The sequence below is a fragment of the Wenzhouxiangella sp. AB-CW3 genome, assembly GCF_014725735.1.
Classification (GTDB): Bacteria; Pseudomonadota; Gammaproteobacteria; order Xanthomonadales; family Wenzhouxiangellaceae; genus Wenzhouxiangella.
This window is the reverse complement of record NZ_CP061368.1, coordinates 1,536,038-1,548,088: the sequence shown is the minus strand read 5'-3', so window position 1 is coordinate 1,548,088 and position 12,051 is coordinate 1,536,038. Positions and strand designations below refer to the sequence as shown.

Genomic DNA, 12,051 nt, shown 5'->3' with positions numbered 1-12,051 from the left:
GTCACTGCCGGTCGCCTCCGGGGCCGCATCGCTTGACCCACTTCATCAAAGTCCAGGCCCTCATGGACAGCAGGTAATGGGCTAGAAACACGCCACCCACGCCAACGGCCAGCCAAAGCTCAGACCAACCCTGCCACCAACCCAGAATGCCAACCCCGGCAAACAACACCTGCAGAGTCAGCATGCCGGCCACGATACCGCCCACCGGCACCCCGGCGCGCAACAACGCATGGTGCAGGTGTTCGCTGTCGGCAGAAAACGGGCTCTGTCCACGAACCAGGCGGCGGAAGAAACTGGAGACCAGATCAGTAACCGGCAACACCAGCAGCCAGGCAATGGCAACCGGGTACACCGTCGCACCATCACGCTGACTGACAAACACCGCCAGCCAGGCAATCGCGAAGCCCAGCATCATTGAACCGGCATCGCCCATGAATACGCTCGCCTTGCTGCGCCAGGGCGTTCTCATGTTGAACAACAGGAAACCCAGGGTGACGGCAGCCAGCACGGCGGTCAACACGACAAAGGCCTCGCGCGCGCCGTTCATCCAGCCCAGCAGGGCCAGGGCCACCAGAATCAGCACCGCCAGGCCACCGGCCAGCCCATCGGTTCCGTCGGCCATATTGATGGCGTTGATCATGAACACCGTGCACAAGACGGTAAACGGAATGGCCCACTCACCCAGCTCGACCTCGCCCTCTCCCAGCAGATTACCGAGAGAGTGGATCTGCACCTCGCCCCACGCCACCATCAGCGTTGCGGCGACCAGTTGCATGATGAGCTTGGAAGCCGGCGTGATATCCAGGGCATCGTCGACCAGACCGGTAGCCAGCAGCACCCCCATCCCGATCACCAGGCTGGCATAGGGCCGCAGCGGATCATCGACAATCAGAATCGCGGCACAGAACGCGATAAACATCGCGATGCCGCCAATCATCGGCACCGGCTCACCATGCAGCTTGCGATCGTCGGGCAGGTCCAGCAACCCCAGACGCTCCGCCGGCCGGCAAAGCATCGGAATCAAAATCGAAACAAACACAAACCCGGCGACAATCGCCAGCAAACCCTGAACAGAAACGCCCTCCATCCCCCCATCCTAACCGAAAACCCCCAGGAAACAACCACCCCAAATCACCGGGGACGCAGCCCCGGTCTACCCACCCTTCGAACGTCACCCCACCCCACCGGCACCCCCAGGCTGCCCCCACCAGCACCCCCAGGCTGCCCCCACCAGCACCCCCAGGCTGCCCCCACCGGCGCCCCGCGGTGCCCCCACCGGCGCCCCGCGGTGCCCCCCCACCGTCGTCCCGGAAAATGCGCAGCATTTATCCGGGACCTCGCACCATGCAACCCGCACGGCCCCAGAGAAAAGCCGGGGACGCAGCCCCGGCCTACAGATCTTCACACTTAACACTTTCCTCTACTCCCCCAACGCCCGCCGAATCACCTCATCAGCCAACTCATCCGCACTACGCCCCACCGTATCCAGCACCAACTCCGCATTCTCCGGCTCCTCATAAGGCGAACTGATGCCCGTGAAATTGGGAATCTCGCCGGCGCGCGCCTTGGCATACAAACCCTTTACGTCGCGTTCTTCGCACACCTCCAGCGGCGTATCCACGAACACCTCGATGAACTCACCCTTGTCGAAACGCTCGCGCACCATGCGCCGCTCGGCCCGGAAAGGCGAAATGAAGCTCACCAGCACGATCAGGCCGGCATCGGTCATCAAGCGGGCCACTTCACCCACCCGACGAATATTTTCCACCCGGTCGGCTTCGGTAAAGCCGAGGTCGCGGTTCAGGCCATGGCGCACATTGTCGCCGTCGAGCAGATACGTATGATGGCCACGCGCCAGCAGCTTGCGCTCCACCGCATTGGCAATCGTCGACTTGCCCGAACCCGAAAGCCCGGTCAGCCAGATGCACACCGGCTCCTGCGCCTTGATCCGCGAGCGCGCCGCCTTGTCGACCTCCAGCGATTGCCAGTGCACGTTCTGCGCGCGGCGCAACGCATAGTCGATCACCCCCGCACCCACCGTGGCGTTGGTCTGGCGATCGATCAGCACAAAACTGCCCAGCTCGCGATCATCCTCATAACGCGAAAAAGCCACATGCCGGTCAATATCCAGATCGACCCGGGCCACGGCATTGAGCTCAAGCTGGCGCGCGGCGATATGCTCCTGGCTGTTTACATCCACCTGGTGCTTGATCTCGCTGACCTGCCCCCCGCACTCCACGGTGCCGATACGCACCCGGTAGGCACGATGCGCCATCAACGGATGCTCATCCATCCACAACAGGTGGGCACTGAACTGATCGGCCACCTCCAGCGGGGCATGGGCGGCCACCAGTACATCACCGCGACTGACATCGACCTCGTCTTCAAACGCCAGCACCACCGCCTGCCCGGCCTCAGCCCGCTCGACCTCATCCGGGCCCACATGCAGCGAAGCCACCCGCGACCGCGTGCCGGAAGGCAACACCGTCACCTCATCACCCACGGCCACCGGCCCGCCAATCAACTGACCGGCAAACCCGCGGAAGTTCTGATTCGGGCGGCAAACCCACTGCACCGGCAAGCGAAACGCCTCGCCACGGACCTGATCAACCGATTCAGCCGCCTGCTCCAGCGCATCGAGCAGCACCGGGCCGTCATACCAGGGCATGCGATCCGATTGACGACTCACGTTATCGCCCTCCAGCGCCGAAATCGGAATGCAACTGACCTGATCAATCCCCAGCTCACCGGCCAGCGCACGATACTCCGAGGCAATGTCTTCATACACCGACTGGCTGTAGTCGACCAGATCCATCTTGTTGATGGCCAGCAACACCCGGTCAATTCCCATCAGGCGGCAGATCCAGGAATGCCGGCGCGTCTGCGTCAACACCCCCTTGCGGGCATCAACCAGCACCACCGCCAACCGCGCAGTCGACGCCCCGGTCGCCATATTGCGCGTGTACTGCTCATGACCCGGGCAATCGGCCACAATGAACTTGGCCCGGTCGGTATCAAAGAACCGATAAGCCACATCAATCGTAATCCCCTGCTCCCGCTCAGCCGACAAGCCATCGACCAACAACGCAAAATCAATCTTCTCCCCCTGCGTACCATGCTTCCGACTATCCGCCTGCAACGCCGCAAGCTGATCATCAAACAAACGCTTGGAATCATGCAACAAACGCCCAATCATCGTCGACTTCCCATCATCCACCGAACCGCAAGTGATGAAGCGAAGCAAAGGCTTTGTCTCATGGGTAGCCAGGTAGGCCTTGATGTCTGCTGTGGCCATCACGAGTGCTCCGCGGGCAAGTGTGAAGTGTGAAGTGTGAAGTGTGAAGAATCTTCTTCCTTCACCTTCTGCGTTTGCTGATTGGCCAGCGTGTATAGCATGGATGACACTTCCTTCAGTTCCTTGATCAACTCAGATGCCCGTTCGCTGGACACCACACCTGTCTGTGACGCGATATAAAGCTGCGTGCGCAACTCCGCCGCCGAACCGCGAGCAATGTTCAAAAACCGCGCAAAATCTCTCGGCGCACTACGCTCAGCACCCTCGGCAATATTCGACGGCACCGAAACCGCCGCCCGCATCATCTGATCCCGAAGCCCCCACTCCCGCGAATCGCGCAGCAAGGAGCAAACCTCCACTGCCACCCGACACCCGCGCTTCCAAACCTCCAAATCCTCAAACGAAAAGTAAGCCACAAAAACCTCCCGCAACGCCACACTTAACACTTAACACTTAACACTTAACACTTAACACTTCACACTTCACACTTCACACTTCACACTTAACCCTTCACCCTTCACCCTTCCCACTTAGAAATACCCCTCAATCTTCTTCTTCTCCATAGAATCCGCCGGATCCTTGTCGATCACCCGTCCTTGGCGTTCGGAGGTGGTTGCGACCAGCATTTCGCTGATGATGGCTTCCAGGGAATCGGCTTCGGATTCGATGGCGCCGGTCAGTGGGTAGCAGCCCAGGGTGCGGAAGCGTACAGTGCGGGTCTGTACTTCCCCCGGTTCGATCGGCAGACGGTCATCGTCGACCATGATCAGAATTCCCTCGCGCTCGACCACCGGGCGGGGCTTGGCGAAATACAGCGAAGGCACTTCGATGTTCTCGCGGTAGATATAGAGCCAGATATCCAGCTCCGTCCAGTTCGAAAGCGGAAACACCCTCACGCTCTCACCGCGGTTGATACGGCCGTTGTAGTGCTGCCACAGTTCCGGCCGCTGGTTCTTCGGATCCCACTGATGGCGATGATTGCGGAACGAGAACACCCGCTCCTTGGCGCGTGACTTCTCCTCGTCGCGGCGGGCGCCACCAATGGCCGCGTCCACCTGGTACTTGTCCAGCGCCTGCTTCAAAGCCTGCGTCTTCATCACATCGGTATGCACCGACGCACCATGCGACACCGGCCCGACGCCCTGCTCAACCCCCTCGGGATTGGTATAGGCGAACAACTGGCAACCGGTTTCCCGCGCACGCCGGTCCCGAAACTCGATCATCTCGCGAAACTTCCAGCCGGTATCCACATGCAACAGCGGAATCGGTGGCGGCGAGGGGCAAAACGCCTTGACCAGCAAGTGCAGAAGCACCGACGAGTCCTTGCCCACCGAATACAACATCACTGGATGCTGAAACTGGGCAGCCACCTCGCGAATGATATGAATCGCCTCGGCCTCTAGGGCATCGAGATGCGTCAATGTCGTCACTCCGTGAATCTCCAAAACCAGGCATGAACCGTCAGTACCGACACGGACCCAAGACCCGCCCCGGCGCGAATGCAGAATGTATCACCGAAATCCCCCCGCAATCAGATGCTCCGGTAATGACCATACGACCAACCGGAATGAACACCCCCAATCGTCGTGTTCGCCGGGGATGCAGCCCCGGCCTACCCAACATCCGTAGACCGGCGTTGCATCGCCGGCAATCCCCCACCCCCAAAAAAACCATCGGCCCGGAAAACGCCCCCTCAGCTCCACGCCGGGGACACATCCCCGACCCACCCAACACCCGTAGACCGGCGTTGCATCGCCGGTAATCCCCCACCCCCAAAAAAACCATCGGCCCGGAAAACGCCCTCCACCCAAGCCGTCGTCCCGGAAAATGCGCAGCATTTATCCGGGACCTCCCACACAAATACCCAGCAAAGCCTGCACCAAAAGCCCCAGCGCCAGCCCGTGCCAACACCCACCGTGCGAGATCCCGGATATCGCCGACGGCGATTCCGGGACGACAGATAGAGATCACCACCGCGCCGAACCCATGTGCGAGCCCCCCTAACACCTAACACCTAACACCTAACACCTAACACCTAACACCTAACACCTAACACCTAACACCTAACACCTAACACCTAACACCTAACACCCCCCGGACGAAAGGCACCCACCCCAACTACCCACCAAACTTCCCGAACCCCCCCTTCACACTTCACACTTCAATCTGTACACTATCTTCGTGCCCCACGAACTTCGTGCCATGAAAAACGTCACCATCACACTCGATCCCGAAACCGCCCGCTGGGCCCGTATGGAAGCAGCCCGCCGCAACACCAGCGTTTCTCGCCTGGTCGGCGAAATGCTGCGCGAACACCGTGAAAGAGAACAAGCAATCAAGAATGCCGCCGACCGATTCTTTGGCCGCACCCCCGTGAAAATGAGAAAAACCGACGAACCCTACCCCACCCGCGAGAACCTGTATGACCGAGACATACTTCGTTGACACCAACGTCCTCGTCTACGCCCGCGACACCACCGAGCCAGAAAAGCATAGCCAGGCCCGGACCTGGCTGAAGCACCTGTGGGCCAACCGCGCCGGACGAATCAGCACACAGGTCCTAAAAGAGTACTACCAGGTCGTCACCCACCGCCTCGATCCGGGCCTGCCCCAGGACCAGGCCCGGTCAGACATCCGCGACCTGCTGACTTGGCGGCCGCTCGATATCAATGCGCAAACCCTAGAACAAGCCTGGTTCATCGAAGACCGCTATAAGACCTCATGGTGGGACGCCCTCATCATCGCCAGCGCACAACAAGCCGGCTGCAACTGGCTGCTCTCAGAAGACCTGCAACCCGGCCAGCAAATCGAAAACCTGACCATCCTCAACCCCCTGACCACAACAATCAACGAAGCCACCTCCCCATAAGCGTCGCTTCCGCCCCCCGTCGCCCCGGCCCATAAACCCCGTCGTCCCGGCCCATAAACCCCGTCGTCCCGGCCGGAGTGAAACGGAGAGCCGGGACCTCGCACCGATCAACCAGCACGGCCTGCACCAAAAACCCCAACTCCAACCCGTGCCAACAACCACCGTGCGAGATCCCGGATATCGCCTACGGCGATTCCGGGACGACAGATAGAGATCACCACCGCGCCGATGCCCATGTGCGAGATCCCGGATATCGCCTACGGCGATTCCGGGACGACAGATAGAGATCACCACCGCGCCGATGCCCATGTGCGAGATCCCGGATATCGCCTACGGCGATTCCGGGACGACAGATAGAGATCACCACCGCGCCGAACCCATGTGCGAGCCCCCCTAACACCTAACACCTAACACCTAACACCTAACACCTAACACCTAACACCTCAGTCCCCAACCAACACCCCACCGAGCCAACCGCCGAAGCCCGCCCCTTCACACGTTCAAAAAACCGACCTCCAACTATGCTCCGCCAGATGCCTCAGGCTGCTCGGAATCCCAATTCCCTCCTGCTCCCGGTAAATCCGGTAAATGTCACATGCCTTTCCCAGCTTGTTGCGCGACAGTGAGCGGGACTGCATGTGATAGATTGCCGCCACGCCCGGAAAGCGCCTTGCCGGCTCGCCGTCGCGTGTCAGCTTCAGCCACAGGCCCCAATCGTGGCCGCGCGGCACCTCGGGCATGTACATCTTGCCCATGGCTTGCTGGTTGTAGGCCACCGTCAGGCAGCCGATCGGGCAGCCCCTGAGCAAGTCGGCATAGGTCAGCGCCGCCGGCCCTGTCACAAGCTTCCGCCTGTCCTTGCTTGCACCGCGACAGCGCCAGTAGTCGCCGTAACTGAACAGCGTGCCGGTTTCCTCCATGAAGCCGATCTGCCGCGCCAGCTTGTCCGGCAGCCACTCGTCGTCGGCATCCAGAAAGGCGATATAGCGGCCTCGGGCCACCTCGATACCGGCATTGCGCGCCTGTGCCGCTCCCCTTTTCGGCTGGGAGATCACCTGTAACGCACCAAACCGGGCCTGGAGTGAACGCAGCATTTCCAGCGTATCGTCGGCAGACCCGTCATCGATCACGATATGCTCCAGCGCCGCGAAAGACTGTCGCGCCACCGACTCGACCACCCGCTCGACCACATCGGCCGCGTTGTGCGCCGGCGTGATCACCGACACCCCGGCTTCGAGTGACTGTTTCTCGCCCTGCCCGATCGCTTGTTCTTCACTCATCATCAAACCCGCAATATCCCTTCCACCGCCGCCTTGCCCAGGACCGCCTGCAAACTCCGGCGCCCGGCCCGCACGACACGCCGAACCGCCGCCAACTGTTCCTCCGCGCTGCAAGCGCCACTGTCATGCCACGCTCCAGCCAGCGGAGGAAACAGACTACCACTGTGCCCCAGAAACTCTTCTGCAATGCGCTGATTTTCATCGTCGAACCGGGCCAGAAAATCCTGGCGCATGCGCCCATCGGGCCAAAGCGAGGTGCATGCGCCCAGCTCCCTTTCGATCGCCTGCCTGATTCGCTGCTGCCCCAACCACCACAACAGCGCCCGATTCTGCATCGGGCGCCTCAGCCATGGATTGAGATGCCGCTTGACCAGGGTTTCCCCAACCGTCAGGCTCTCGCGCACCGTTCCTGAACCGTCATCCTCGAGACCGGAAACGCCAAACGCCTCGAAAAATGACCTCGGCAAGTCCCCTTGGGCCAGCTCCTCGTAGACCAGCACCCGTACCCGGCCAAACACACGCCGAAAGAGTTCGAGCCGCTCCAGAAACCGGATCTTGCCGGCACCCAGCGCTTCGATGAACTCGGGAAACGTCCGCCGCGCGCTGTCACTGAGCCCGGCGGCAACGTGTTCCTGGTACAGCGAGCGGGCAAAATCGTCCTGGCGACGCACCACCAGCACGGGCTCCACCTCGAACCCCTCGAGCAGGCCCGCCAACCGTTCCAGGTAGGCACGCTGCCGTTCAATGGGGTCGGCAGCATCGCCGAGCTGATGCCGACAGATGGCCTCTGAGCTCAGCACCACCCGCCCGCCGCTCCGCGCGGCCCAGCGTTGCCAGCGAGAGATCAGCAAGCGAGCCTGCTTATGAGTCACGAAACGCTCGTTGCCTGCCACCGCATGGGCCAGGAAATGATGAGCCGACGCGGGCCGGAAGGTGGCCGGCCACAACCGCGGATACAGAAAGCCGCCTGTTTTGAGGCGGCGGCGGTTACGAGCAGCAAGCTGCTGAATGGCTGTCGTCCCGGTCTTGTGAAAGCCGGCATGCAGAAACAGCTTGCTCATTCACCCATGCTCAAGCACCGGATTCTTCAGAACATCCGCCATGAGGCCTATGGCCTTGTTGAAGGCATCACATTTGATCGACTGCTCGATTTCATGACAATCCCGAGCCAGCAACACATACTCGGGTGTCAATGCGTTGTCAGGCCATTTTCGCTCTTTTGCCGCAGCCCCGATCATTCCGACAATCTCATCTCTGGAAGTGGAAGGCGGCAAGCCGCACCCGACATACTGCAGGCTCCATCGATGCCAAATCATTGCAGACCATCTACCGCCACTTTCAAGCTCCACGTGAGATGCACTCAGATCAGGATTCCACACAAAAACTGGAAGTTCCTTGAGAACCTCAGCAATCCGCTTCTTCTGGCCCAGGAAACGCTCAAAGCAATTAACCAACTGAGTGGAATCAAGCGCCACCGTCAATCGTTCCAGAAGATCATACGACAACCGATCTTCAAGCATCATATGGGAGCTTTTGAATGCACGGACCAAAGAGGCCGGCGGCGAGATCGACCAGTAAAAAGACATGATCTCCGGCTGCATTGATTTAAAGCTGACGCCTTTAGGTCTTTTCTGATGGGGCCAATCGACAACCTGACATTCAAAAGGGCCGACAGAATAGCGAGCCCGAACCGACGGGGCGCGAAAATCACTTCTCGATACATACTGAAACAGGAAATCCTCATGCTCCAGACGCGGCACTGATTTCTTCGCAAAAACCTGCTGCTGCAAGACCGTCGGCGACTCAGGGTCCTTAGTGTTCAACTCCACCCTGAACAGATAAATCTTTGAAAGCGAGCAATCGACATAACTTGATGATACGGAATCTTGTCCGCCGCCTCCCAAACTCAAGGCTTGAGCGAGATCACTTATTCTGCTCTCGGGTGCGAACAATAGTCGTAGATTACGGCTGGCCTTGTTCTGCTCGCTTTGTATCTTGCGCTCAGGAAAAACCAGCGGCTCAATCTGGTGCCGGGAAGGCCAAAGTGTCGACAGCAGCATGGCGTTGCTCGACAGTCCGGCCAGAACCTGGCGCAACAGCAGCAAAGATAGAATCGCAATCAGAATATTGCCTTCGCCATTGCCTATAAAACTTGAGAGGATGGCAAAAAACCCCCCGAGAAAAGTGACAGCCAGGGCGATCTGGAGATAGACGGATGTCTGATTCAGAATGAAGCTCATCACCCGGGTGGGGTTGAGCACATCCCCTCGGCTCAGCACCACCAAAGGTATCAGGTAAAATAGAAAAATCAGTGACCCGACTGTTAGAAACAGCACGAAATCCAGCCAGAAGATCAGCGCCAGACCCAGAACAAGCACCAGGGTATCTGCATTGACTCTGCTTAGCTTTCTGTAGTACCCCTGCATTTCTCGCAGGTTTTCACTGGTGACTGAATATTGGCTGGCGGAAGTCGCTATATCCCGCGTTCCGCTTTCGGATATGCGAGTGGCCGCATACTCGAACAGTAAAGAAAGCAGATAGAAGGCAACGGCCCCAACCGATAGACCGACAATCCATGGGTCCTTCTGTGCCGGATCAATAAAGAACTGGAAGTATCTCGGAACCCCATCAGATCCGGCAAGGAGAATAACTTTCAGAGGTAGAAAAAAGGCAAGGAGCAACGCGAGCTTCTTGCCGGCGATGGTCAAAATAAGCGTAAAGGTCCGCAACCAGCAGACCTGCATTATCCGCCAGGTCACTCGGGCGACCCAGAACGAAGAGCGCCAGGTTTCCGCCAGAAGATTCATCACTCAATAATATTCCAGCTCCGACAGGTCCACCCCGGTCAACCCGGTGAACCGTCGGTTGGACTCGGCAAAATGCGCCAAAACATCTGCTGATACCTCTTCACGCAACTGCACCTTTAAATCATCCCAGTTCTTCATTTTCCACACATTCGGCCTGACGTGGAGGCGATTTACACGCTTCTTTTTCAAGCCAGGCTTCTCTGAAAACGAAACATCCAGAAAGGCTGCCAGACGTTCCATACAGCTATCTGGATCTTCTGCGAGCTCTTCCTGGGTCAGGAAAATCATCTGCTCTTCATTCAGGAAACCGGAAAATGCCCAGAAAACCTGATCAAAATATAGCCAGCTCTTGCTTCTTGAATTCCTTTCCAGCACCCGACTGACAAGCCTTTCAAAATCCTCCTGCCCCGGCTCTTCGAAATGCTTGGCCGACTCTGCATATCTAGAAGCCAGCCAGGTATCCTGACGCCGCAGGGTCATCATCAGCCGAATCTCGCATCCACCCAGCTCAGTCGCCAGCAACTGTGCATTATGAGCCACCCGATCAGGGCGACACCCCTTCCCCGTCCAGATCCCCTGCATGGGAATCGAGACATTCTCATCCGTGAAAATGGTTCGCTCCGCGTTCACGAGCTCAGCAAGCTGACTCACATCGATGCGATCTCGCCATTCACCATGGATAAGAAACCTGTGGATGGCATAAGAGAACTCCGGCTGAAACTTCTTGTAGATGACATTCAGCCCCACGGCCGAGGGAAGCACTTTCTCCTGGAGCCAGGTCGTTCCCGTTTTCGGCAAGCCCAGATGAAGAGTCAGCACACCGCTACTCATGCAAAGCCATTCTCTGCTTCATCGCGTATGCGATTCTTTTCATATTCGTGCCACACGAACTCCGGCAGCGTGCGCGGGGCAGAAAGAGTCCAGGGATTGTCGATCGCACCGGCAAAATGCAACAGCTTGATTCGCCCCAGCGCCTTGACCTGGAATGGTGCAGACATCCTGTCCACATAGAAGTGATTGAAATTGTAGACAGGTGAAATGAGCTCGAGCGTTGCCTGCTGTGTTTCTGTCACATACGAGCGCACCGCCACCTGCTCCACCGAGAACTGATGTTGCTCAGCATACGCAATAAGTTCGTTTCGGAATGTCGGTGTTAACAGCTTCTTTGAAACTGACAAAACCCCCGTATTAAGTCTGGTGCCGCCAGGCGACTTTTTGAATCCGAAGCGCCAGATTTTCTGATCTACCTGGCGGGGCGGCAACGGCCCATCCTTATCTTGCCGCAACCCCTTACCGAACACTGGTCCACCCGCGAGATCGGCCTCCGAAATGTCCAGAAGTTCATCAATTGGCTTCATGCAGACAATGTCGGCATCGATAAACAAATGCCGATCGTAACCATATTCGTCGAACATGAACCATTTCAGGTAGGTGTACTTGGGGATCCAGCGCAGGCGCAGCCGCTTCTCCACCTTCTTCGCTGATATTCCCCGGAACTCCGCGATCTCCTCATTGCTGATCAACCTGACCCGATCTGCAATGAGGTTCACAAAAGCATCCTCCACCACGGCCGGATCATTACTGATGACCACGACCGGGAGGTCAAGCAATGTCTTGTGTACGCACAGGCTATAGCACAAAGTCCGCAATCCAGGAAGATACGCGGAATCGAGCACAAAAACGAGAGCTGTCGTGGCCGGCTCAGAGAAATCATGGCTGATTCCCAGTGCATCAGCATACTTGGCGAGAGACATAGTTAGCCAGTCAAATCCATCGATCTAACGGAAGCGCTGTCTGGCA

11 protein-coding genes are annotated in these 12,051 nt (G+C 58.4%); 2 read left to right on the top strand and 9 right to left on the bottom strand.

The window, feature by feature from the left end:
• Nucleotide 1: 1 nt before the first annotated feature.
• The 4 genes from IC757_RS06710 to cysD all read right to left on the bottom strand — a co-directional run bounded on the left by IC757_RS06710 (nucleotide 2) and on the right by cysD (nucleotide 4,725).
• Nucleotides 2–1,087: an MraY family glycosyltransferase gene (locus IC757_RS06710; protein ID WP_190976577.1), complete on the bottom strand. Its 1,086-nt coding sequence runs from the start codon at nucleotides 1,085–1,087 to the stop codon at nucleotides 2–4.
• 333 nt (nucleotides 1,088–1,420) lie between these two features.
• Nucleotides 1,421–3,295 carry a sulfate adenylyltransferase subunit CysN gene (gene cysN, locus IC757_RS06705; RefSeq protein WP_190976576.1) on the bottom strand — a complete coding sequence of 625 codons (1,875 nt, stop codon included), beginning with the start codon at nucleotides 3,293–3,295 and terminating at the stop codon, nucleotides 1,421–1,423.
• Nucleotides 3,295–3,711: a four helix bundle protein gene (locus IC757_RS06700; RefSeq protein ID WP_190976575.1), complete on the bottom strand. Its 417-nt coding sequence runs from the start codon at nucleotides 3,709–3,711 to the stop codon at nucleotides 3,295–3,297. The genes cysN and IC757_RS06700 overlap by 1 nt, the downstream gene beginning before the upstream one ends.
• A gap of 114 nt (nucleotides 3,712–3,825) precedes the next feature.
• Nucleotides 3,826–4,725 (bottom strand): sulfate adenylyltransferase subunit CysD, encoded by a 900-nt coding sequence (gene cysD, locus IC757_RS06695; RefSeq protein WP_223846288.1) that lies wholly within the window; start codon nucleotides 4,723–4,725, stop codon nucleotides 3,826–3,828.
• A 772-nt stretch (nucleotides 4,726–5,497) separates the two neighbouring features.
• Between cysD and IC757_RS06690 the strand changes: the two genes are divergently transcribed.
• Together IC757_RS06690 and IC757_RS06685 are read left to right on the top strand one after the other, a co-directional pair.
• A complete protein-coding gene (locus IC757_RS06690; protein WP_190976574.1) occupies nucleotides 5,498–5,740 on the top strand; it encodes a hypothetical protein in 243 nt (80 codons plus the stop codon).
• Complete coding sequence (locus IC757_RS06685) at nucleotides 5,718–6,164, top strand: PIN domain-containing protein (RefSeq protein ID WP_190976573.1); 447 nt, start codon at nucleotides 5,718–5,720, stop codon at nucleotides 6,162–6,164. Before IC757_RS06690 ends, IC757_RS06685 begins: the two co-directional genes overlap by 23 nt.
• A 500-nt stretch (nucleotides 6,165–6,664) precedes the next feature.
• Here the strand turns inward: IC757_RS06685 and IC757_RS06680 are convergent, their stop codons facing one another.
• The 5 genes from IC757_RS06680 to IC757_RS06660 are packed head-to-tail and all read right to left on the bottom strand — an operon-like array spanning nucleotide 6,665 to nucleotide 12,005.
• Nucleotides 6,665–7,447, bottom strand: a complete 783-nt coding sequence (locus IC757_RS06680) for a glycosyltransferase family 2 protein (protein WP_190976572.1) — start codon at nucleotides 7,445–7,447, stop codon at nucleotides 6,665–6,667.
• The gene (locus IC757_RS06675) at nucleotides 7,447–8,505 is read right to left on the bottom strand and encodes a hypothetical protein (protein WP_190976571.1); all 1,059 of its coding nucleotides are present in this window, start codon (nucleotides 8,503–8,505) and stop codon (nucleotides 7,447–7,449) included. The genes IC757_RS06680 and IC757_RS06675 overlap by 1 nt, the downstream gene beginning before the upstream one ends.
• Nucleotides 8,506–10,254 carry a hypothetical protein gene (locus IC757_RS06670; RefSeq protein WP_190976570.1) on the bottom strand — a complete coding sequence of 583 codons (1,749 nt, stop codon included), beginning with the start codon at nucleotides 10,252–10,254 and terminating at the stop codon, nucleotides 8,506–8,508.
• Nucleotides 10,255–11,082 (bottom strand): sulfotransferase domain-containing protein, encoded by an 828-nt coding sequence (locus tag IC757_RS06665; RefSeq protein WP_190976569.1) that lies wholly within the window; start codon nucleotides 11,080–11,082, stop codon nucleotides 10,255–10,257. It lies immediately after the preceding gene.
• Entirely contained in the window at nucleotides 11,079–12,005 is a 927-nt protein-coding gene (locus IC757_RS06660) for a glycosyltransferase (protein ID WP_190976568.1), read from the bottom strand. Before IC757_RS06660 ends, IC757_RS06665 begins: the two co-directional genes overlap by 4 nt.
• Nucleotides 12,006–12,051 lie beyond the last annotated feature (46 nt).